This window comes from Escherichia sp. WS338 (assembly GCF_046486405.1).
GTDB lineage: Bacteria > Pseudomonadota > Gammaproteobacteria > Enterobacterales > Enterobacteriaceae > Escherichia > Escherichia coli.
Genome location: NZ_JBJQLL010000003.1, coordinates 161,475 through 185,341, shown reverse-complemented (window position 1 = coordinate 185,341; position 23,867 = coordinate 161,475). Strand labels below are relative to the sequence as shown.

Here is a 23,867-nt window from a genome sequence, read left to right as displayed (position 1 = left end):
TGAGAGCGGACATCGTTTTGTCGGATGTAGCGTGAATGCCTTATTTCCGACGCAGCGTTTTAAATGCCACAAACAGGAATACAATCCACACCGGCAGCAGGATCGCTGACAAGCGCATATCATCCATCGTGCACATCAGCAGCAAAATCATGCCGAGGAAGGCAATGCAAAGATAGTTGCCGAACGGATAAAGCAGCGCCTTAAACTGTGTTTCACGTCCCTGACGTCGCATCGCCGCGCGAAAACGCAGATGCGCCAGGCAGATCATAATCCAGTTCAACAGCAGCGTTGCTACCACCAGCGCCATCAGCAGACCAAACGCTTTTTGCGGCAGCAGATAGTTGATTAACACCACCAGCGAAGTGATGGCTCCGGAAAGCATCAGCGAGTTAATCGGCACGCCGCGACGGCTGACGCGAGTCAAAAACTTCGGTGCATTACCCTGCACAGAAAGGCCAAACAGCATGCGGCTGTTAGAATAAACCCCGCTGTTATACACCGATAACGATGCCACCAGAATGACGAAGTTCAGCGCAGAAGCCACCACGTTGCTGTCGAGATTATGGAAAATCATCACAAATGGGCTACTGTTGGATTTCACTTCCACCCACGGATAGAGTGCCAGTAAAACCACCAGTGAACCGATATAAAACAGCAAGATGCGATACACCACCTGATTCACTGCTTTAGGGATGCTTTTTTCCGGATCGCGCGCTTCAGCGGCAGTAATCCCAATCAGCTCCAGACCGCCGAAAGAGAACATAATTACCGCCAGCGACAAAATCAGCCCATTCCAGCCGGTGGCAAAAAAACCACCGTAACGCCAGAGGTTATCGATACTGGCTTTCTCGCCGCCGTGACCAGAAAACAGCAGCCACAGGCCAAAGCCGATCATACCGATGATCGCCAGCACTTTAATCAGCGCAAACCAGAATTCGGTTTCGCCATATAAGCGCACGTTCACCAGGTTAACGGCGTTGATGATAATAAAGAAGGCGGCAGCCCAAATCCACGTTGGAACATCCGGGAACCAGTACTGCATATAGATGCCCGCAGCGGTCAGCTCTGCCATTCCCACCAGCACGAACATTACCCAGTAGTTCCAGCCAGAGAGGAAGCCCGCAAACGGTCCCCAGTATTTATAGGCAAAGTGGGCAAATGAACCAGATACCGGCTCCTCAACCACCATTTCGCCAAGCTGGCGCATAATCAGGAAAGCGATGATCCCGGCGACGCCGTAGCCCAGCAATACAGCCGGACCCGCCATCTGAATCGCCGGACCAATGCCAAGAAACAGACCAGTACCAATTGCGCCACCCAGCGCAATCAGTTGAATATGACGGTTATGTAATCCGCGATGAAGCGTCGGCTCTTGATTCGACGCAGTATCTTCCGATACGGTTGACGCGTTTTTCACGCCTTTCCCCTGTGTGTCTTTTTTGTTGAGGGGCACCTTTTAACATTTAGTGCCCATCGTCGCAAGACACAATCCACACGGTTAAACCGGGTATCCTGCTTTTATTTCCGTACCCGATGTCGGTGCAGCCACATCAGCTTATACGCCGCCGGGATAATAAACAGCGATAGCAAAGGCGCGGTGATCATGCCGCCAATCATCGGCGCGGCAATCCGGCTCATCACCTCTGAACCTGCTCCCGTTCCCCACAGAATCGGCAGCAGACCAGCGATAATCACCGCCACCGTCATCGCTTTCGGGCGCACGCGCAGGACCGCGCCGTGATACAACGCCTCATCCAGCTTCTGCTCGCTGAATGTTTGCGGATTATTCAACGACGGCTCGGCCTCTATGGCGTGACGTAAATACATCAGCATCACCACGCCAAATTCGGCAGCAACCCCGGCAAGGGCAATAAAACCGGTACCCGTCGCCACGGAAAGATGAAAGCCCATCCACCACAGCAACCAGATGCCACCCACCAGCGCAAACGGTACACTGCTGATAATCAGCAACGCTTCGCCCACCCGACGGAACGCCAGATACAACAGCACGAAGATGATCATCAACGTCATCGGCACCATGAGTTTCAGCTTATGGTTGGCGCGCTCCAGTAGCTCGAACTGCCCGGAGAATGCCACGCTGGTGCCCGGTTTTAACTGCACTTTTTCAGCTATCGCTTTTTGCAGATCGTGAACCACCGACACCATGTCACGATCGCGGGCATCGATATAAATCCAGCTCGTCGGGCGCGCATTCTCGGTTTTCAGCATCGACGGTCCGGTAGAGACTTTAACGTCAGCCACGTCTGCCAGGGTGATTTGCTGCTTCATCGGCGTGAGGATCGGCAACTGGCGCAGTGCCTGCGGGCTATCGCGCCAACTTTGCGGATAACGCAGATTAATTGGATAACGAGCAATCCCTTCCACCGTTTCGCCAACCATCGCCCCGCCCACCGCAGAAGTCACAAACAACTGCACATCCGCCACCGTCATACCGTAACGCGCGGCTTTTTCACGGTTAATCTCAACGTTGATATAACGCCCACCTTCCAGACGCTCAGCAAGCGCAGAAGCCACGCCTGGCACCGTTCGCGCCACTTCTTCAATTTGCTCCGCCATCGTGTCGATATCCGCCAGCACAGTGCCGGAAACTTTAATGCCAATAGGGCTTTTAATGCCAGTCGAGAGCATATCGATACGGTTACGAATTGGCGGCACCCACAGATTCGCCAGCCCCGGCAGACGCACGGTGTTATCCAGTTCCTCAATGATTTTGTCCATCGTCATGCCAGGCCGCCACTGATCCTGCGGCTTAAGCTGGATAGTCGTTTCTACCATCTCCAGTGGAGCTGAATCGGTGGCGGTTTCCGCTTTCCCGGTTTTGCCAAATACCCGCGCCACTTCCGGTACGCTCATAATCAGCTTGTCGGTTTTTTGCAGCATGCTCGCCGCCTCTGCTGCGGAAATCCCCGGCAGCGTCGATGGCATATACAACAAGTCGCCTTCATTGATCTGCGGTAAAAATTCCCCGCCAACTTTATTGAGCGGCCAGAGAACCGTCAGCACCGAAAGCGCTGCCACCAACAGCGTGGTTTTCGGCCAGTGCAGTACTTTCAGCAACAGCGGATGATAAACACGAATCAAAAAGCGATTGAGCGGGTTACTGCTTTCCGGCGGAATTTTGCCACGGATCCAGTAGCCCATCAGGATCGGGATCACTACGATCGCCAGTAGCGCCGCACCCGCCATCGCATAGGTTTTGGTGAACGCCAGCGGGCCAAACAGACGCCCTTCCTGCCCTTCCAGGGTGAAGATCGGGATAAACGACAGCGTGATAATCAGCAGACTGATAAACAGCGCCGGCCCCACTTCAACAGACGCATCGGTAATCACCTGCCAGCGCGTTTTATTATCCAGCGTGGCGTCAGGATGCTGGTGCTGCCACTCTTCCAGCCGTTTATGCGCATTCTCGATCATGACGATAGCGGCATCGACCATCGCCCCGACGGCAATCGCAATGCCGCCCAGCGACATAATATTGGCGTTCAGTCCCTGAAAGTGCATGACAATAAAAGCAATACACAACCCCAGCGGCAACGAAATAATCGCCACCAGCGCCGAGCGCACATGCCAGAGAAACAGCGCACAGACTACCGCCACCACAATAAACTCTTCCAGCAACTTGCCGCTGAGGTTGTCGATGGCGCGGTCAATGAGCTGGCTGCGATCGTATGTTGTAACTATCTCCACACCTTCCGGCAGACTACTTTTCAGCGTTTCCAGTTTGTCCTTCACGGCGGCGATTACTTCTCGGGCGTTTTTGCCGGAGCGCAGGATCACCACCCCGCCCGCCACTTCGCCTTCGCCGTTCAGTTCGGCAATGCCCCGGCGCATCTCCGGGCCAATCTGGACCTTCGCAACATCACGCAGATAAACGGGCACGCCATTTTCACTGGCTTTTAAAACGATGTGATTAAAGTCGTCGAGCGTTTGCAGATAGCCGCTGGCTCGCACCATATATTCCGCTTCCGCCAGTTCGATCGACGAACCACCCGCTTCCTGGTTTGAAGCATCCAGCGCGCTTTTTACTTCGGCGAGACTGATGCCATATTGCGCCAGGCGCTGAGGATCGATAACCACCTGATACTCTTTCACCACACCGCCTACCGACGCCACTTCCGCAACGTCAGGAATGGTTTTCAGCTCATATTTGAGAAACCAGTCCTGCAATGAGCGTAAATCGGCAAGATCGTGCTTACCGCTGCGATCCACCAGTGCATATTCATAGATCCAGCCAACACCCGTGGCATCTGGCCCCAGCTCGGCGCTGACTCCCGCAGGCAGCTTACCCTGTACCTGGTTGAGGTACTCCAGCACCCGCGAGCGCGCCCAGTACGGATCGGTGCCATCTTCGAAAATGACATACACATAAGAGTCGCCAAACTGCGAGAAACCGCGCACAGTCTTCGCGCCAGGCACCGACAACATGGTGGTGGTTAGCGGATAAGTCACCTGATTTTCAACGATTTGCGGTGCCTGACCGGGATAGCTGGTTTTAATAATCACCTGCACATCAGAGAGATCCGGCAGTGCATCCACTGGCGTGTTAATGATGGTCCAGGTGCCCCAGATACTCAGAAACAACGCGCCCATCAGCACCAGAAAACGGTTCGCCACCGAGCGACGAATAATCCATTCAATCATTGGTTATTCCCTCAATGCGCATGGGTAGCACTTTCAGAGCGCATCCGCTCCAGTGCGCCAGAAATATTGGCTTCGGAATCAATCAGGAACAGGCCGCTGGAAACCACCTTTTCACCTTCCGCCAGACCAGAGCGTAATGCGGTGACGCCTTGCGATGCCTGGAAAACGGCAACGCGTTTCGGTACAAAGCGCCCGTCGGCATCAACGGTAATCACCCGCTGTTCGCTGCCGGTATCAATCAGCGCTTGTGACGGAATGAGCAGCATCGGTTCGCTGGCGGTGTTGAGTTGCAACCAGGCGTTCATTCCCGGCTTTAGCGCCTCGTCGGTGTTGTCGACTTCCAGGCGCAGCTGCAGCGTGCGGGTTGCGGCATCCACGCCGGGTAGCAGCGTCCATTTGCGGATGGTGAGTGTTTTATCAGGTCGTGCCGGAACGGTGAGCGTAAACTGCGAGGCATCTTTCACCAGCCAGGCGATGGACTCCGGGATCGCGGCAGTGATCCACACCGGGTCCATACCCTGAATTTTCGCGACCACGTTATCTTTGGCGATATTCATTCCCGCGCGCAGATCAAACGCGGTGATCACGCCATCAATGGGCGATTTGAGCGTAAAGCGAGTCTGGATTTTTTGCGTGGCGATCAGGCGGCGAATATCCGCCTCCGGCATTCCCGCCAGTCGCAGTCGCTCAAGAATGCCTTCAGTCTGGGTCGCCGTACCGCCGGTTTCGCGCAGCAGTAAATACTCACTCTGCGCTTCCACCCAGTCGGGAATGGTCAGGTCGAGAAGCGGTGTGCCCTTTTGTACTTTATCGCCCACGGTAAGCGGATACACCTTATCGATAAACCCGGCAGCGCGAGCCTGCACAATGGCATACTGATACTCGTTGTAACTGACATTCGCCGGGAAACTTTGGGCAAAAGTCAGCGGCCCGCGCGTGACGGTCGCCGTTTTCACCCCCAGATTCTGCGTCTGGGTCGGGTCAATGCGTACACCAGACGCAGAACTCTCTTCATCGGCATATTTCGGCACCAGATCCATATCCATAAACGGCGATTTACCTGGTTTATCGAACCGCGTATTGGGATACATCGGGTCGTACCAGAATAAGATTTTACGTTCTGCGGTCGGCGTTTTTTCTGTGGGCGGTTCAGCCTTTGCAAACCAGGTAAAACCTGCCGCAGAAATAATACCGCCCGCGATCATGCTGCCGATAATAAGCGCGATTTTTTTCATCTCATTAAACCTGGGTTACTGGCTGACTTTAATATCCTGTAATAAAGAAAGGTTGCCCTGCTGGACAAAATTAAACGCCACTTTGTCGCCGGTTTTAATTTCACTCATTTTCGTCTGCGGGGTGATGGTAAAGCGCATGGTCATCTCCGGCCAGTTCACCGCGGTAATTGGATCGTGGTGGATGGTGATTTTTTTGCTTTCCAGATCAATGGTTTTTACCACACCGGTGGCGCTAATGACCTGTGGTTGTGCCTCGCTCATGGTTTCATGATGATGTTCGTTAGCCTGGGCATTAAAGCCAATAACGGTAAACAGACTAAACATTGCGACTTGCAGTGCTTTTTTCATTTATTCTCTCCTGGAGTTAAAAATTATTGCTGCCAACCGCCCCCTAAGGCGGTATATAAAGAAATTTCGTTAACCTGACGGGCATAATTCAGGTCAAGTAAAGTTTGTCGGGTTGCAAATAAAGAACGCTCGGCATCCAGCACTTCCAGATAACTGACTGCGCCGTGCTGATATAATGTCCGCGCCCGTTGCAAAGTAATTTGCAGCGACGCCAGATAACGCTGCTGGGCGCTGATTTGATCGTTCAGGCTTTGACGTAATGCCAGCGCATCTGCCACTTCTTTAAAGGCGTTCTGGATTTTCTGTTCATAATTCACCACCGACTGCTGCTGGCGAATTTCGGCGATATCCAGATTGGCCTGGTTGCGTCCGGCATTAAAAATGGGGATCTCAATTTTAGGAATAAAATTCCACATCCCGCTGCTGGCGTTAAATAATGACGACAGATCGCTGCTGGCGGTTGATATTCCGCTGGTCAGGCTGATAGACGGGAAAAATGCCGCACGCGCAGCACCAATATTGGCATTAGCCGCCATTAACGCGTGTTCAGCTTCCATAATATCAGGGCGCTGCAATAAGATTTGCGACGGCAAGCCCGCCGGTAATTTAACGCTTTGCAGGCTGTCGCTGTTTACTGTCTGCGCTTGCGGCAGCTTGCCGTAGCTTCCCAATAACAGTTGCAATGCATTATTCGCCTGCGCCAGTTCCCCCTGACGTTTAGCGATGTCGCTGCGGGTACTTTCAATCACCCCGCGAGCCTGTTCCAGCGCCAGAACATTACTGCTACCTGTCAACAGTTGTTTTTCGACAAACGCATATGACTGCTGATAATTACGCAGCGTTTCTTCGGCTATTTGCAATTGCGCATACGCCAGCTGCTGATTGAAATAGCTTTGCGCGACATTAGAAACCAGCAGAATATGCACCGCGCGCTGGGCTTCCTCAGTGGCTAAATAATTTTGGCGCTCGGCTTCGCTCATGTTCTTTAAGCGACCGAAAAAATCGAGATCAAAGCTGGCGTTAAGGCCAGTCGAGAACTCCCGCGTCGAGGCTGAATCGCCTTTAAGATTGTTGCTCCAGCTGCCGCTGCCCTCGCCATTGAGCTGTGGGTAGCGGTCGGCATCGGTCAGACGATATTGCGCCCGCGCTTCCTGCACTTTCAGCGTCGCCATGCGCAAATCCCGGTTATTCACCAGCGCCTCGCTAATCAGCGTCTTCACCTGATTATCAACAAAAAAGGTGCGCCAGCCCGCGTTCTGGTAGTTATCTGCTGCGTTAACCAGGCCGTTCTGGTTGAGTGAGAACTGCTGCGGCACGGGCATTGCCGGGCGCTGATAATCCGGTGCCAGTGAACAACCGGTTAGCGCAAGGGCCACACAAAATGGCAGAAGTTTACAAGGAGACATAGGCTCATAATTTCTGGTGATTTTATGCCGCCAACTTTACTCGCCAGGCTCTGATTTTCCGGTGACAGGAAAATGACAAAATTGTCATTTTGCCAATAAGCGATTGCCATCTGATCCCGCTACTCTAGAATTGCCCGGGCAACATGCGGAGGAAATATGAAACTGTTGATTGTCGAAGATGAAAAGAAAACCGGAGAATACTTGACCAAAGGGTTAACCGAAGCCGGTTTTGTGGTCGATTTGGCCGACAACGGGCTGAATGGCTACCATCTGGCGATGACCGGTGATTATGATCTGATAATCCTCGATATTATGCTGCCGGACGTGAACGGCTGGGATATCGTGCGCATGTTGCGTTCCGCCAATAAGGGGATGCCGATTCTGTTGCTTACCGCGCTTGGCACCATTGAACATCGCGTCAAGGGGCTGGAGTTGGGGGCGGATGACTATCTGGTGAAGCCGTTCGCTTTTGCTGAACTGCTGGCGCGGGTGCGCACTCTACTGCGGCGCGGGGCGGCGGTGATTATCGAAAGTCAGTTTCAGGTTGCCGATCTGATGGTCGATCTCGTCAGCCGCAAAGTCACCCGCAGTGGCACGCGCATCACTCTGACCAGTAAAGAATTTACTCTGCTGGAGTTTTTCCTTCGCCATCAGGGCGAAGTACTGCCCCGCTCACTTATTGCCTCACAGGTGTGGGACATGAATTTCGACAGCGACACTAACGCCATTGATGTGGCGGTGAAGCGGCTGCGTGGCAAAATCGACAACGACTTTGAGCCGAAGCTGATTCAAACCGTGCGCGGCGTGGGTTACATGCTAGAGGTGCCGGATGGTCAGTAAGCCATTTCAGCGCCCGTTTTCGCTGGCAACCCGCCTGACCTTTTTTATCAGCCTCGCCACCATCGCGGCGTTTTTCGCCTTTGCATGGATCATGATCCACTCGGTAAAAGTGCATTTTGCCGAGCAGGATATTAATGATTTAAAGGAGATTAGCGCCACCCTTGAACGGGTACTTAATCACCCTGACGAAACGCAAGCCCGACGCTTAATGACGCTGGAAGATATCGTCAGTGGTTATTCCAATGTGTTGATCTCCCTGGCAAATAGCCACGGTAAAACGGTGTATCACTCCCCCGGAGCGCCGGATATCCGCGAGTTTACGCGTGACGCCATACCCGATAAAGACGCGCAGGGCGGCGAGGTGTATCTCCTTTCCGGCCCGACGATGATGATGCCGGGCCACGGTCACGGGCATATGGAACACAGCAACTGGCGGATGATTAGCTTGCCGGTTGGCCCACTGGTGGACGGCAAACCGATTTATACGCTCTACATTGCGCTTTCGATCGATTTTCATCTTCATTACATAAATGATTTGATGAATAAACTTGTAATGACCGCATCGATCATTAGCATCCTGATCGTCTTTATCGTGCTGTTGGCGGTACATAAAGGTCACGCGCCGATCCGCAGCGTCAGCCGTCAAATCCAGAACATTACCTCGAAAGATCTCGACGTTCGCCTTGACCCGCAGACCGTGCCCATTGAGCTGGAACAGCTGGTACTGTCGTTCAACCATATGATCGAGCGTATTGAGGATGTCTTTACCCGCCAGTCCAATTTCTCAGCGGATATCGCCCACGAAATTCGCACACCTATTACTAATCTCATTACGCAAACGGAAATCGCCCTCAGCCAGTCGCGCAGCCAGAAGGAGCTGGAAGATGTGCACTACTCTAATCTCGAAGAGCTGACGCGAATGGCGAAAATGGTCAGCGATATGCTGTTTCTCGCTCAGGCCGATAACAACCAGCTAATCCCCGAAAAGAAAATGCTCAACCTGGCGGATGAAGTCGGCAAAGTGTTCGATTTTTTCGAGGCGTTAGCAGAAGATCGCGGCGTGGAGCTGCGGTTTGTTGGCGACGAGTGTCAGGTTGCGGGCGATCCGCTGATGCTGCGTCGGGCGTTAAGCAACCTGCTTTCTAATGCCCTGCGTTATACGCCAACCGGAGAGACAATTGTCGTGCGCTGCCAGACGGTCGATCACCTGGTGCAAGTTACCGTCGAAAACCCCGGTACGCCCATTGCGCCCGAACACTTACCGCGATTGTTTGACCGTTTCTACCGCATTGATCCTTCCCGCCAGCGAAAAGGCGAAGGTAGCGGCATTGGTCTGGCGATAGTGAAATCGATTGTTGTCGCGCATAAAGGCACTGTTGCAGTAACGTCAGATGCACGGGGGACAAGGTTTGTTATCATATTACCCGCTTAATCCTTCAGCAAACGGCAACTTTTATAACCAGTGTAAAAATAACATGCCGCAATAGTAATACCTATTAATGATAAAAAGCTGTCACAATTCATAAAAAACCTTAATATACGCCACCCTAAACATAACCAGCGTTAATGTAAGGTTTTTGTGTGGACTGGCTTCTTGATGTTTTTGCTACCTGGCTCTACGGCTTAAAAGTAATCGCGATAACGTTAGCGGTCATTATGTTCATCAGCGGGCTGGACGATTTTTTTATTGATGTCGTCTACTGGGTACGCCGCATTAAACGCAAGTTGAGTGTTTATCGCCGCTACCCGCGAATGAGTTACCGCGAACTGTATAAACCAGATGAAAAACCGTTAGCGATTATGGTTCCGGCGTGGAATGAAACGGGCGTCATCGGCAATATGGCCGAGCTGGCGGCGACCACGCTCGACTACGAAAACTATCATATCTTTGTTGGCACCTACCCCAACGACCCCGATACTCAGCGTGATGTTGACGAAGTGTGCGCTCGCTTCCCGAACGTGCATAAGGTAGTCTGCGCGCGTCCTGGCCCCACCAGCAAAGCCGACTGTCTGAACAACGTGCTGGACGCCATCACCCAATTTGAACGTAGCGCCAATTTCGCTTTTGCTGGTTTTATTCTGCATGACGCCGAAGATGTGATTTCACCGATGGAATTGCGTCTGTTCAACTATCTGGTCGAGCGTAAAGATCTGATTCAGATCCCAGTGTATCCGTTCGAACGCGAATGGACGCACTTCACCAGCATGACCTACATTGATGAGTTTTCAGAACTGCATGGCAAAGATGTTCCGGTGCGTGAAGCCCTCGCCGGACAGGTGCCCAGCGCAGGCGTCGGCACCTGTTTCAGCCGCCGCGCCGTGACCGCACTGTTAGCTGACGGTGACGGTATTGCTTTCGACGTGCAGAGTCTGACTGAAGATTACGACATTGGCTTCCGCCTGAAAGAGAAAGGTATGACGGAAATTTTTGTCCGTTTTCCGGTGGTGGACGAAGCCAAAGAACGCGAGCAGCGTAAATTTTTACAGCATGCGCGGACGTCAAACATGATCTGCGTGCGCGAATATTTCCCCGATACCTTTTCGACTGCGGTTCGGCAAAAATCTCGCTGGATCATCGGCATTGTTTTCCAGGGCTTTAAAACCCACAAATGGACCTCCAGCCTGACGCTGAACTACTTTCTCTGGCGCGACCGCAAAGGGGCAATCAGTAACTTTGTCAGCTTCCTCGCGATGCTGGTGATGATACAGCTTTTGCTGTTGCTGGCGTATGAAAGTTTGTGGCCCGATGCCTGGCATTTCCTTTCTATTTTCAGCGGCAGCGCATGGTTAATGACTCTGCTGTGGCTAAACTTTGGCTTGATGATTAACCGCATCGTGCAGCGGGTGATTTTCGTTACTGGCTACTACGGCCTGACGCAGGGGCTGCTATCTGTCCTGCGTCTTTTCTGGGGCAACCTGATTAACTTCATGGCCAACTGGCGCGCGTTAAAACAGGTACTTCAACACGGCGATCCACGTCGCGTCGCGTGGGATAAAACAACGCATGACTTCCCCAGCGTGACTGGCGATACCCGCTCGTTGCGCCCGTTAGGCCAAATTCTGCTGGAAAATCAGGTCATCACTGAAGAACAACTCGATACAGCACTGCGTAATCGCGTCGAAGGTCTACGCCTGGGCGGTTCAATGCTGATGCAGGGGCTGATTAGCGCCGAACAGCTGGCACAGGCGCTGGCAGAGCAAAACGGCGTGGCGTGGGAGTCGATCGACGCCTGGCAGATCCCTTCATCACTGATTGCCGAAATGCCGGCTTCCGTGGCGCTGCATTATGCAGTGCTGCCGCTGCGTCTGGAAAATGATGAGTTAATTGTCGGCAGTGAAGATGGTATTGACCCGGTTTCGCTGGCAGCCCTGACGCGTAAAGTCGGACGCAAAGTGCGTTACGTCATTGTTCTGCGCGGACAAATTGTCACGGGGTTACGTCACTGGTATGCACGCCGACGCGGTCACGATCCGCGGGCAATGTTGTACAATGCGGTTCAGCATCAGTGGCTCACGGAACAGCAGGCCGTTGAAATCTGGCGGCAATATGTGCCGCATCAGTTCCTGTTCGCCGAAATACTGACCACGCTCGGTCATATTAATCGTTCAGCAATTAACGTGTTGTTATTGCGCCATGAACGCAGTTCTCTGCCGCTCGGCAAGTTTTTGGTCACCGAAGGCGTTATCAGCCAGGAAACGTTGGATCGCGTCCTGACAATTCAACGCGAATTACAAGTTTCGATGCAATCACTATTACTCAAAGCAGGTTTAAACCCAGAACAGGTTGCGCAACTGGAGTCCGAAAATGAAGGAGAATAACCTTAATCGCGTCATCGGATGGTCTGGTTTACTGCTGACGTCTTTATTGAGTACCAGCGCACTCGCAGACAATATCGGCACCAGCGCAGAAGAGCTGGGGCTGAGCGATTATCGCCATTTTGTTATTTATCCCCGTCTCGATAAGGCGCTGAAGGCACAGAAAAATAACGACGAAGCAACCGCCATCCGCGAATTTGAATATATACACCAACAGGTGCCGGATAATATTCCGCTAACTTTATACCTTGCGGAAGCCTATCGCCATTTTGGTCATGATGACCGGGCGCGGCTGTTGCTTGAGGATCAACTGAAACGTCACCCAGGAGATGCCCGACTTGAGCGCAGTCTGGCGGCTATTCCAGTTGAAGTGAAAAGCGTTACGACTGTTGAAGAACTGCTTGCCCAGCAAAAAGCGTGCGATGCTGCGCCGACCCTGCGTTGTCGCAGTGAAGTCGGGCAGAATGCCCTGCGGCTGGCACAATTACCTGTCGCCAGAGCGCAACTGAACGATGCGACGTTTGCTGCATCGCCGGAAGGAAAAACGCTGCGAACCGATCTACTGCAACGGGCAATCTACCTGAAACAATGGTCCCAGGCAGATACGCTATACAATGAAGCACGCCAGCAGAACACATTAAGTGCGGCAGAACGCCGTCAGTGGTTTGACGTGCTTCTTGCCGGGCAGCTGGACGATCGGATCCTGGCGCTGCAATCACAGGGGATCTTCACCGATCCTCAGTCATATATTACTTACGCGACCGCGCTGGCTTATCGTGGCGAAAAAGCACGCCTCCAGCATTATCTCATTGAAAATACGCCGCTATTTACCACGGACGCACAAGAGAAAAGTTGGCTCTATCTGTTATCTAAATACAGCGGCAACCCCGTTCAGGCGTTGGCGAATTATACGGTACAGTTTGCCGACAACCGCCAGTATGTTGTTGGCGCGACGCTACCGGTGCTGTTAAAAGAAGGTCAGTACGACGCAGCGCAAAAACTGCTCGCCACCCTCCCCGCCAATGAAATGCTTGAGGAGCGTTATACCGTTAGCGTGGCGACCCGTAACAAGGCTGAAGCTCTGCGTCTGGCACGATTGCTGTATCAGCAAGAACCGGCAAATCTTACCCGCCTGGATCAACTGACCTGGCAACTGATGCAGAACGAGCAGTCACGTGAAGCTGCCGATTTATTGCTGCAACGCTATCCTTTCCAGGGCGATGCGCGTGTCAGCCAGACTTTAATGGCGCGACTGGCGTCTCTGCTGGAAAGTCATCCTTACCTGGCAACTCCGGCGAAGGTGGCGATTTTATCGAAACCCTTACCGCTGGCGGAGCAACGTCAGTGGCAAAGTCAGTTGCCGGGTATTGCAGATAATTGCCCGGCAATAGTTCGCTTGCTGGGCGATATGTCGCCTTCCTACGATGCTGCCGCCTGGAACCGTCTGGCAAAGTGTTATCGGGACACGCTACCCGGTGTGGCGTTGTATGCATGGCTTCAGGCCGAACAACGACAACCGAACGCCTGGCAACATCGTGCGGTAGCCTATCAGGCGTATCAGGTTGAGGACTACGCCACCGCACTGGCGGCCTGGCAGAAAATCAGTCTTCACGGCATGAGCAATGAGGATCTGCTTGCTGCTGCCAATACCGCCCAGGCGGCAGGAAATGGTGCGGCTCGTGATCGCTGGCTTCAGCAGGCAGAACAACGTGGGCTGGGAAACAATGCCCTCTACTGGTGGCTGCATGCGCAACGTTACATTCCTGGTCAGCCGGAACTCGCACTGAGCGATCTCACGCGCTAAATCAATATTGCGCCTTCTGCCAACGCTTACGTTGCGCGGGCGACAATTTATCGCCAACGTCATAATGTCCCGGCGGCGGTGAGTGATTTGCGCGCCGCTCTGGAACTGGAACCGAATAATAGCAACACCCAGGCAGCGCTCGGTTACGCCTTGTGGGATAGCGGTGATATCGCACAGTCGCGGGAAATGCTCGAACAGGCGCATAAAGGGCTACCGGACGATCCGGCACTTATCCGACAACTGGCCTACGTGAACCAGCGTCTGGATGACATGCCTGCGACGCAGCACTACGCCCGACTGGTGATTGATGACATTGATAATCAGGCGCTGATAACCCCACTGACCCCAGAGCAAAATCAGCAACGCTTCAATTTCCGCCGTCTGCATGAGGAGGTCGGTCGCCACTGGACGTTCAGTTTCGATTCTTCTATCGGCTTGCGTTCCGGCGCAATGAGTACCGCTAACAATAATGTCGGCGGCGCAGCGCCAGGGAAAAGCTATCGTAGCTACGGGCAACTGGAAGCCGAGTACCGCATCGGACGCAATATGCTGCTGGAAGGCGACCTGCTCTCAGTTTATAGCCGCGTCTTTGCCGATACCGGTGAAAACGGGGTGATGATGCCGGTGAAAAATCCGATGTCCGGCACCGGTCTGCGCTGGAAGCCGCTGCGCGATCAGATCTTTTTCCTCGCCGTCGAACAGCAGTTGCCGCTGAACGGACAAAATGGCGCATCCGATACCATGCTGCGCGCCAGCGCCTCATTCTTTAATGGCGGCAAATACAGCGACGAATGGCACCCGAACGGTTCAGGCTGGTTTGCCCAAAACCTGTACCTCGATGCGGCGCAATATATCCGCCAGGATATTCAGGCGTGGACGGCAGATTATCGAGTCAGCTGGCATCAGAAGGTGGCAAACGGGCAGACTATTGAGCCTTATGCTCACGTTCAGGACAACGGTTATCGTGATAAAGGCACTCAGGGCGCGCAGCTTGGCGGTGTCGGGGTCCGCTGGAATATCTGGACCGGCGAGACGCACTACGACGCCTGGCCGCACAAAGTCAGTCTCGGCATCGAATATCAACATACCTTTAAGGCGATTAATCAACGTAACGGAGAGCGCAACAACGCGTTTCTCACCATTGGAGTGCACTGGTAAATGCGTAAGTTCATTTTCGTATTGTTGACACTGCTTTTGGTCAGCCCTTTTTCCTTTGCGATGAAAGGTATTATCTGGCAACCACAAAACCGTGATAGTCAGGTTACCGATACCCAGTGGCAGGGGCTGATGAGTCAGTTACGTTTGCAAGGCTTCGATACCCTGGTTTTGCAATGGACCCGTTACGGCGATGCATTCACCCAGCCAGAACAGCGCGCGTTATTGTTTAAGCGTGCCGCAGCTGCGCAACAGGCTGGCCTGAAGCTGATTGTCGGGCTGAACGCCGATCCGGAATTTTTTATACACCAGAAACAGTCCTCCGCGGCGCTGGAAAGCTATCTTAATCGCCTGCTGGCTGCCGATCTCCAGCAAGCCAGATTATGGAGCGCCGTGCCTGGCGTAACGCCGGATGGCTGGTACATCAGCGCGGAAATTGACGACCTGAACTGGCGCAGCGAAGCCGCCCGTCAACCTTTGCTAACATGGTTAAACAACGCGCAGCGGTTGATTAGCGATGTTTCAGCAAAACCGGTTTATATCAGTAGTTTTTTCGCCGGAAACATGTCGCCAGATGGCTATCGCCAACTGCTGGAACAAGTTAAAGCAACCGGTGTTAATGTCTGGGTACAGGATGGCAGCGGCGTGGATAAACTGACCGCTGAACAGCGTGAACGTTATCTACAGGCCAGCGCCGATTGCCAAAGTTCCGCCCCAGCAAGCGGCATTGTTTATGAACTGTTTGTCGCTGGTAAAGGTAAAACGTTTACAGCGAAACCGAAACCGGATGCAGAGATCGCCTCGCTGTTAGCGAAACGTTCCTCTTGCGGTAAAGACACGCTCTATTTCTCTCTGCGCTATTTGCCCGTCGCGCAGAGTATCCTTGAGTATTAATGATTAAAGGGAGCAACTTAGCTTGCTCCTTTCCTTTTCACTTTCCTAATCAAAATCCTGGCAAGATGAATTGTTTAGCAGAATTTCTGTTTTCATTTTATTCGTCTGACGTGTTCCAATTATTTAGCAAAACTGCGACAACAAAGTGATGGTGTAATTTGTATAAGGGAACAAATAAATGGCGAGGAAATGGCTCGCCCTGCAGGATTCGAACCTGTAGCCCACGACTTAGAAACTCCAGGAACGACATTTTAAATCAACAAATTACCGCGCCATCTCTGCGTTCACACGTTCCACCACCTCAAAATATGTAAAACCTTGCAAGCCATTGCGAGGCCTTATGTGTCTCAGTTTTGTTCCTCTTTTTTATACTAAAAAACACAGCAATTGAGGATAAACCTCATGCTATTATCGCTAATATGCATCTAAAGGCATGGCACTTGAATAGATAAAAACTCCACAAAGAAAAAATAATTAGCCCATAAAACCACAATGCAAAACACAAACAGACAATTAAACTAAAAAACTGACAGTGTATTGTGACAAAAATTCAATGTTAAACAAAATATAAACAGTGGGGCAATATACAATTGACTCATTAAGTTAGATATAAAAAATACATACTCAATCATTAAAACGATTGAATGGAGACCTTTTATGCGGGCGAAACTTCTGGGAATAGTCCTGACAACCCCTATTGCGATCAGCTCTTTTGCTTCTACCGAGACTTTATCGTTTACTCCTGACAACATAAATGCGGACATTAGTCTTGGAACTCTGAGCGGAAAAACAAAAGAGCGTGTTTATCTAGCCGAAGAAGGAGGCCGAAAAGTCAGTCAACTTGACTGGAAATTCAATAACGCTGCAATTATTAAAGGGGCAATTAATTGGGATTTGATGCCCCAGATATCTATCGGGGCTGCTGGCTGGACAACTCTCGGTAGCCGAGGTGGCAATATGGTCGATCGGGACTGGATGGATTCCAGTAACCCCGGAACCTGGACGGATGAAAGTAGACACCCTGATACACAACTCAATTATGCCAACGAATTTGATCTGAATATCAAAGGCTGGCTCCTCAACGAACCCAATTACCGCCTGGGACTCATGGCCGGATATCAGGAAAGCCGTTATAGCTTTACAGCCAGAGGTGGTTCCTATATCTACAGTTCTGAGGAGGGATTCAGAGATGATATCGGCTCCTTCCCGAATGGAGAAAGAGCAATCGGCTACAAACAACGTTTTAAAATGCCCTACATTGGCTTGACTGGAAGTTATCGTTATGAAGATTTTGAGCTAGGTGGCACATTTAAATACAGCGGCTGGGTGGAAGCATCTGATAACGATGAACACTATGACCCAGGAAAAAGAATCACTTATCGCAGTAAAGTCAAAGACCAAAATTACTATTCTGTTGCAGTCAATGCAGGTTATTACGTAACGCCTAACGCAAAAGTTTATATTGAAGGCGCATGGAATCGGGTTACGAATAAAAAAGGTGATACTTCACTTTATGATCACAATGATAACACTTCTGACTACAGCAAAAATGGTGCAGGCATAGAAAACTATAACTTCATCACTACTGCTGGTCTTAAGTACACCTTTTAACAACGTTAAATAGATTTTCTCCCCGGTGGTATTGTATAGCCCCGGGGAATTTGTTTACCGTTAAAAGCAAACAATATCCCCTAATATTGTAAGCATTTAACCTGCGTCCTGGCGTGTAACCTCTTACCGCAACACAAGACCCAATATATTCAAATTCGTTATGCCGTGGCATCATTTAACCCCTTGTAATTCATCGCTATAATTGATTTAATTCACAAATAAAACTATAACACGGTGAAACTAATGAAAAAAAACACAGATGATGGGGCTAAAATTTACACACCACTTACCCTAAAGCTTTATGACTGGTGGGTTTTGGGAGTATCAAATCGGCTTGCATGGGGATGTCCTACAAAGGAACACCTTCTTCCACACTTTCTGGAACATTTAGGTAACAACCATCTGGATATTGGTGTTGGAACTGGGTTTTACCTTACTCACGTACCTGAGAGTAGTCTGATATCTTTAATGGATTTGAACGAAGCTAGCCTGAACGCGGCATCGACAAGGGCTGGGGAATCAAAAATTAAACATAAAATTAGCCATGATGTTTTTGATCCTTATCCCGCGGCGTTACATGGTCAATTTGATTCCATTTCCATGTTTTACCTTCTTCACTGCCTGCCTGGAAATATATCTACAAAAAGCTGTGTAATACGCAATGCGGCGCAGGCCTTAACTGACGATGGAACTCTATACGGAGCCACAATTCTTGGTGACGGCGTTGTGCACAATAGCTTCGGTCAAAAACTGATGCGCATTTACAATCAGAAAGGCATCTTTTCAAACACAAAAGATTCCGAAGAAGGCTTAACACATATACTCTCAGAGCATTTCGAGAATGTTAAAACCAAGGTTAAAGGTACTGTAGTAATGTTTTCCGCTTCAGGGAAAAAATAGCATCCAGCCGCAGCACGTTCTTGCGCACGACGTGCTGCGGCATAATCCCAATGATTACTCTCTGACAGGGTTCACAGGCCACTCAATATCAGGGGCAGTTGATGTATCAACTCGGTTCAGCAACACCTGATACATCTTACAGGCTTCCAGCAACGAGGTTTCTTCCTCCGTATCCTTTATCCATGATATGCCGTTCCACTTCTGAAACTCCCCTGCCGGGGATACCAGGTGACATTTTCCGGTAACGGACCGAGTTCAGAAATAAATAATGCGTCCCCTGATGCCACGTCATAAACCGTTTTACCCCGATGGTCTTCAACGAGATGCCACGATGCCTCATCACTGTTGAAAACAACCACGAAGCCAGCCGGAATATCTGGGCAATATCAGTACTGTTTGCAGGCAAACCTGTATGAGGTGGAATGGCACAAGAGACTTACAAAAGAATCAGGCAAAACGCCTGATTGATGAGAGCCCCTAACTACTGAAATCTGTCGTCAAATTTGCGCTGGTAACTGTTCTGAGAAAGTCGAACATCATAAATCTGGAGTGGCAACAGATTGACATGCAGCGACAAGTTGCCAGGGTGAATCCAGAAGATAGCAAATCAAACCGCGCCATTGGTGTGGCGCTGAACGATACCGCCTCTAAAGTGTTGCGTGCTCAAACAGGCAAGCATCACAAATGTGGGTGTACATACCAGGGCGGCTAAGCGAGCAGATGGAACATCAATGCCTGCGCTCAGGAAGATGCGCATTGACAGCAAGACAGCATGGCTATCAGCTTGTCGTCGTGCAGGAGTTGAAAATTTCCGTTTCTATGACCTCTGGCATACCTGGGCAAGCTGGTTGATTCCGTCAGGCATCCCATTATCAGTGCTTCAGGAAATGGGCGGATGGGAGTCCAGAGAAATGGTTCGTAGATATGCTCACCTTGCGCCTAATCATTTGACTGAGCACGCGAGGAAAATAGACGACATTTTTGGTTATAATGTCCCACTCTGGAATTATAGAAGAAATAAAGAAGGCGTAACTGATTGAATTTTAATGGCGCGCCCTGCAGGATTCGAACCTGCGGCCCACGACTTAGAAGGTCGTTGCTCTATCCAACTGAGCTAAGGGCGCATTGATACCACGGTGTGCTGTAATCGCGTGAATTATACGGTCAACCCTTGCTGAGTCAATGGCTTTTGAACCAGTTGCTGAACAAGTGTACGACCGCATCAGATGTAGCTCACTATGGCGGCAAACCAACGACGGTTATCATGATAGGTGTGAATCAGCCAGGTACAGAAGGTTTTACTTTTCAGAAAACGAAAACTGACAGCGCGCCACGCTTCTGACAAAATAGGCGCATCCCCTTCGACCTACGTAACAGATGGAATCCTCTCTCTGATGGCAGCAAAGATTATTGACGGTAAAACGATTGCGCAGCAGGTGCGCTCTGAAGTTGCTCAAAAAGTTCAGGCGCGTATTGCAGCCGGACTGCGGGCACCAGGACTGGCCGTTGTGCTGGTGGGTAGTAACCCTGCATCGCAAATTTATGTCGCAAGCAAACGCAAGGCTTGTGAAGAAGTCGGGTTCGTCTCCCGCTCTTATGACCTCCCGGAAACCACCAGCGAAGCGGAGCTGCTGGAGCTTATCGATGCGCTGAATGCCGACAACACCATCGATGGCATTCTGGTTCAACTGCCGTTACCGGCGGGTATTGATAACGTCAAAGTGCTGGAACGTATTCATCCGGACAAAGACGTGGACGGTTTCCATCCTTACAACGTCGGTCGTCTGTGCCAGCGCGCGCCGCGTCTGCGTCCCTGCACCCCGCGCGGTATCGTCACGCTGCTTGAGCGTTACAACATTGATACCTTCGGCCTCAACGCCGTGGTGATTGGCGCATCGAATATCGTCGGTCGCCCAATGAGCATGGAACTGCTGCTGGCAGGTTGCACCACCACCGTGACTCACCGTTTCACTAAAAATCTGCGTCACCACGTAGAAAATGCCGATCTACTGATCGTTGCCGTCGGCAAGCCGGGCTTTATTCCTGGTGACTGGATCAAAGAAAGCGCAATTGTGATTGATGTCGGCATCAACCGTCTGGAAAATGGCAAAGTTGTGGGCGACGTCGTGTTTGAAGACGCGGCTAAACGCGCCTCATACATTACGCCTGTTCCGGGCGGCGTTGGCCCGATGACGGTTGCCACGCTGATTGAAAACACGCTACAGGCGTGCGTTGAATATCATGATCCACAGGGTGAGTAACATGGCGACATTTTCTTTAGGTAAACATCCGCACGTTGAGCTGTGCGACTTGCTGAAACTGGAAGGCTGGAGCGAAAGCGGCGCCGCAGGCGAAAATCGCGATAGCAGAAGGCCAGGTGAAAGTCGACGGTGCGGTTGAAACGCGCAAACGCTGCAAAATCGTTGCCGGGCAGACAGTGAGTTTTGCCGGTCACAGCGTACAGGTTGTTGCCTGATCCCTTTCCCGGCCTGTAACAACAGGCCGGTTCTCTTTTCAGACTTTTGCCCTCTACGCCCCGTTCATCCATGCTGATAGCATCGACATTTTGCCGAAGCGACCATCATGCCAACCGTTATTACGCACGCCGCCGTTCCCCTTTGCATTGCTTTAGGGTTGGGTTCGAAAGTCATCCCTCCGCGCCTGTTATTTGCCGGAATCATCCTGGCGATGCTGCCCGATGCCGACGTCTTGTCGTTTAAATTTGGCGTTGCTTACGGCAATGTTTTTGGTCATCGCGGGTTTACCCATTCGCTGGTGTTTGCGTTTGTTGTCCCGCTGTTATGTGTGCTGATTGGACGCCGATGGTTCAGGGCTGGGCTGATTCGCTGCTGGCTGTTTTTAACCGTCTCGTTGCTATCGCACAGCTTGCTGGATTCGGTAACCACTGGCGGTAAAGGGGTTGGCTGGCTGTGGCCGTGGTCAGATGAACGCTTTTTCGCCCCCTGGCAGGTGATTAAAGTCGCGCCGTTTGCATTGTCTCGTTACACCACGCCGTACGGGCATCAGGTGATTATTTCTGAATTAATGTGGGTGTGGTTGCCGGGGATGCTACTGATGGGAATGTTGTGGTGGCGCAGGCGATAACCGGATGCGAAAACTCGCATCCGGCAATAGCGCAATTACTTACGACGCCAAGTGGTCCCTTGCGGGCCATCTTCCAGCACGATCCCCATCTCATTCAGACGGTCACGCGCCGCATCTGCCGCCGCCCAGTCTTTCGCTTTACGGGCATCCAGACGCTGTTGAATTAACGCTTCAATCTCAGCCACTTCGCTGTCGTCTGCCTGCGCGCCGCTTTGCAGGAACGCTTCCGGTTCTTGCTCCAGCAGGCCCAATACGGCGGAAAGTTTACGCAGATGAGACGCCATCGCGTTTGCCGCTGCCATATCTTCTGCTTTCAGACGGTTTACTTCACGCGCCATATCAAACAGCACGGAATAGGCTTCCGGGGTGTTGAAATCGTCGTCCATCGCTTCAATAAAGCGCGCTTCAAACGCTTCGCCACCGGCAGGCGCAACGGTTTTATCTGTGCCGCGCAGCGCAGTGTAGAGACGCTCCAGCGCCGCACGCGCCTGCTTCAGGTTCTCTTCGCTGTAGTTCAGCTGGCTGCGATAGTGGCCCGACATCAGGAAGTAACGCACGGTTTCCGCGTCGTAGTATTTCAGCACATCGCGCACGGTAAAGAAGTTACCCAGCGATTTGGACATCTTCTCGCGGTCAACCATTACCATCCCGGAGTGCATCCAGTAGTTCACATACTGACCATCATGCGCACAGGTGGACTGAGCGATTTCGTTCTCGTGGTGCGGGAACATCAGGTCTGAACCGCCGCCGTGAATATCAAAGTGGTTACCCAGCTGCTTGCAGTTCATTGCCGAACATTCAATGTGCCAGCCTGGACGGCCCGCGCCCCACGGCGACGGCCAGCTCGGTTCGCCCTCTTTCGACATCTTCCACAGAACGAAATCCATCGGGTTGCGTTTGTCGTCGACCACGTCAACGCGCGCGCCTGCCTGCAGCTGGTCGAGATCCTGACGCGACAGCACGCCATATGTCGGATCGGTCGGTACGTCAAACATCACGTCGCCGTTGTCCGCCACATAAGCGTGACCTTTGGCGATCAGTTGTTCAGTGAGTTCAATAATTTCTGCGATATGGTGCGTCGCGCGCGGCTCCATATCCGGGCGCAGAATGTTCAAAGCATCAAAATCTTTGTGCATTTCGGCAATCATGCGATCCACCAGCGCCACAAAGCTTTCGCCATTTTCATTGGCGCGTTTGATGATTTTGTCGTCGATATCGGTAATGTTGCGCACATACTTCAGCTTATAGCCGAGGAAACGCAGATAGCGCGCAACCACGTCAAAAGCAACAAAGGTACGCCCGTGACCGATATGACAGAGATCGTAAACGGTGATTCCACACACGTACATGCCGACTTCCCCGGCGTGAATAGGCTTAAATTCCTCTTTTTGGCGTGTCAGAGTATTGAAGATTTTTAGCATCGAAGATTCCGTTTAGACATGTGTGGGTAATTGAGTTGCGTATAATACCCATATTTCCCGCGCGAATCAGCATACATTGCGTGATGATCCGATCGTGCGGTTATGCTATAACACCACCCTATATATGACCCGAACCGGGTTGAAGCACCAATCAAACGGAACAGGATGCAAAAATGGTTACTTTCCACACCAATCACGGCGATATTGTCATCAAAACTTTTGACGATAAAGCACCTGAAACAGTTAAAAACTTCCTGGACTACTGCCGCGAAGGTTTTTACAACAACACCATTTTCCACCGTGTTATCAACGGCTTTATGATTCAGGGCGGCGGTTTTGAACCGGGCATGAAACAAAAAGCCACCAAAGAACCGATCAAAAACGAAGCCAACAACGGTCTGAAAAATACCCGTGGTACACTGGCAATGGCCCGTACTCAGGCACCGCACTCTGCAACTGCACAGTTCTTCATCAACGTGGTTGATAACGACTTCCTGAACTTCTCTGGCGAAAGCCTGCAAGGTTGGGGTTACTGCGTGTTTGCTGAAGTGGTTGAAGGCATGGACGTGGTAGACAAAATCAAAGGTGTCGCAACCGGTCGTAGCGGTATGCACCAGGACGTGCCAAAAGAAGACGTTATCATTGAAAGCGTGACCGTTAGCGAGTAATC

General features: G+C 51.5%; 15 protein-coding genes, 1 tRNA gene and 4 pseudogenes. 12 read left to right on the top strand and 8 right to left on the bottom strand.

What is annotated here, in order from left to right; genetic code table 11:
- Positions 1-40 precede the first annotated feature (40 nt).
- The 5 genes from pheP to cusC all read right to left on the bottom strand — a co-directional run bounded on the left by pheP (position 41) and on the right by cusC (position 7,651).
- A complete protein-coding gene (gene pheP / locus ACJHWT_RS03610; protein ID WP_000786320.1) occupies positions 41-1,417 on the bottom strand; it encodes a phenylalanine transporter in 1,377 nt (458 codons plus the stop codon).
- Between the two features lie 101 nt (positions 1,418-1,518).
- Positions 1,519-4,662, bottom strand: coding sequence for a Cu(+)/Ag(+) efflux RND transporter permease subunit CusA (gene cusA, locus ACJHWT_RS03605; protein ID WP_001695523.1), 3,144 nt, complete (start codon positions 4,660-4,662; stop codon positions 1,519-1,521).
- 11 nt (positions 4,663-4,673) lie between these two features.
- Complete coding sequence (gene cusB, locus ACJHWT_RS03600; protein WP_000717127.1) at positions 4,674-5,897, bottom strand: Cu(+)/Ag(+) efflux RND transporter periplasmic adaptor subunit CusB; 1,224 nt, start codon at positions 5,895-5,897, stop codon at positions 4,674-4,676.
- A 15-nt stretch (positions 5,898-5,912) separates the two neighbouring features.
- On the bottom strand, positions 5,913-6,245 hold the full coding sequence (cusF, locus tag ACJHWT_RS03595; RefSeq protein WP_000709877.1) for a Cu(+)/Ag(+) efflux RND transporter periplasmic metallochaperone CusF: 333 nt from the start codon (positions 6,243-6,245) through the stop codon (positions 5,913-5,915).
- Positions 6,246-6,268: 23 nt separating this feature from the next.
- On the bottom strand, positions 6,269-7,651 hold the full coding sequence (cusC, locus tag ACJHWT_RS03590) for a Cu(+)/Ag(+) efflux RND transporter outer membrane channel CusC (protein WP_000074193.1): 1,383 nt from the start codon (positions 7,649-7,651) through the stop codon (positions 6,269-6,271).
- 156 nt (positions 7,652-7,807) lie between these two features.
- On the opposite strand from cusC, the gene cusR reads away from it, so the two are divergent.
- The 7 genes and pseudogenes from cusR to ACJHWT_RS03555 all read left to right on the top strand — a co-directional run bounded on the left by cusR (position 7,808) and on the right by ACJHWT_RS03555 (position 18,671).
- Positions 7,808-8,491 carry a copper response regulator transcription factor CusR gene (cusR, locus tag ACJHWT_RS03585; RefSeq protein WP_000770953.1) on the top strand — a complete coding sequence of 228 codons (684 nt, stop codon included), beginning with the start codon at positions 7,808-7,810 and terminating at the stop codon, positions 8,489-8,491.
- Positions 8,481-9,923 (top strand): Cu(+)/Ag(+) sensor histidine kinase CusS, encoded by a 1,443-nt coding sequence (gene cusS / locus ACJHWT_RS03580; protein ID WP_000253850.1) that lies wholly within the window; start codon positions 8,481-8,483, stop codon positions 9,921-9,923. Before cusR ends, cusS begins: the two co-directional genes overlap by 11 nt.
- A 149-nt stretch (positions 9,924-10,072) precedes the next feature.
- Positions 10,073-12,310, top strand: coding sequence for a cyclic di-3',5'-guanylate-activated glycosyltransferase NrfB (gene nrfB, locus ACJHWT_RS03575; RefSeq protein ID WP_000383921.1), 2,238 nt, complete (start codon positions 10,073-10,075; stop codon positions 12,308-12,310).
- Positions 12,297-15,269: pseudogene (gene nfrA / locus ACJHWT_RS03570) on the top strand (bacteriophage adsorption protein NfrA). Before nrfB ends, nfrA begins: the two are co-directional and overlap by 14 nt.
- Positions 15,270-16,160 carry a DUF4434 family protein gene (locus tag ACJHWT_RS03565; RefSeq protein WP_001224560.1) on the top strand — a complete coding sequence of 297 codons (891 nt, stop codon included), beginning with the start codon at positions 15,270-15,272 and terminating at the stop codon, positions 16,158-16,160.
- 657 nt (positions 16,161-16,817) lie between these two features.
- Positions 16,818-17,771 (top strand): omptin family outer membrane protease OmpT, encoded by a 954-nt coding sequence (gene ompT / locus ACJHWT_RS03560; protein ID WP_001357859.1) that lies wholly within the window; start codon positions 16,818-16,820, stop codon positions 17,769-17,771.
- Between the two features lie 243 nt (positions 17,772-18,014).
- Positions 18,015-18,671, top strand: coding sequence for a class I SAM-dependent methyltransferase (locus tag ACJHWT_RS03555; RefSeq protein ID WP_000742375.1), 657 nt, complete (start codon positions 18,015-18,017; stop codon positions 18,669-18,671).
- A 54-nt stretch (positions 18,672-18,725) separates the two neighbouring features.
- On the opposite strand, the pseudogene ACJHWT_RS03550 reads toward ACJHWT_RS03555, so the two are convergent.
- A pseudogene (locus ACJHWT_RS03550) lies at positions 18,726-19,095 on the bottom strand (tail fiber assembly protein); the annotation flags it as partial.
- Between the two features lie 18 nt (positions 19,096-19,113).
- Between ACJHWT_RS03550 and ACJHWT_RS03545 the strand changes: the two are divergent.
- Positions 19,114-19,703 (top strand): annotated as a pseudogene (locus ACJHWT_RS03545) (site-specific integrase); the annotation flags it as partial.
- A gap of 15 nt (positions 19,704-19,718) precedes the next feature.
- Here the strand turns inward: ACJHWT_RS03545 and ACJHWT_RS03540 are convergent.
- Positions 19,719-19,795, bottom strand: a tRNA-Arg gene (locus ACJHWT_RS03540).
- A 270-nt stretch (positions 19,796-20,065) separates the two neighbouring features.
- Between ACJHWT_RS03540 and folD the strand changes: the two genes are divergently transcribed.
- The 3 genes and pseudogenes from folD to ACJHWT_RS03525 all read left to right on the top strand — a co-directional run bounded on the left by folD (position 20,066) and on the right by ACJHWT_RS03525 (position 21,776).
- Positions 20,066-20,932, top strand: coding sequence for a bifunctional methylenetetrahydrofolate dehydrogenase/methenyltetrahydrofolate cyclohydrolase FolD (gene folD / locus ACJHWT_RS03535; RefSeq protein WP_000729156.1), 867 nt, complete (start codon positions 20,066-20,068; stop codon positions 20,930-20,932).
- A 1-nt stretch (position 20,933) separates the two neighbouring features.
- A pseudogene (gene ybcJ, locus ACJHWT_RS03530) lies at positions 20,934-21,147 on the top strand (ribosome-associated protein YbcJ).
- Between the two features lie 107 nt (positions 21,148-21,254).
- A complete protein-coding gene (locus ACJHWT_RS03525) occupies positions 21,255-21,776 on the top strand; it encodes a metal-dependent hydrolase (RefSeq protein WP_001143512.1) in 522 nt (173 codons plus the stop codon).
- A gap of 35 nt (positions 21,777-21,811) precedes the next feature.
- Here ACJHWT_RS03525 and cysS read toward each other — a convergent pair whose 3' ends face one another.
- A complete protein-coding gene (cysS, locus tag ACJHWT_RS03520; RefSeq protein ID WP_000912345.1) occupies positions 21,812-23,197 on the bottom strand; it encodes a cysteine--tRNA ligase in 1,386 nt (461 codons plus the stop codon).
- Positions 23,198-23,370: 173 nt separating this feature from the next.
- Between cysS and ppiB the strand changes: the two genes are divergently transcribed.
- Positions 23,371-23,865: a peptidylprolyl isomerase B gene (gene ppiB, locus ACJHWT_RS03515; protein ID WP_000256002.1), complete on the top strand. Its 495-nt coding sequence runs from the start codon at positions 23,371-23,373 to the stop codon at positions 23,863-23,865.
- The last annotated feature ends 2 nt before the right edge of the window (positions 23,866-23,867 follow it).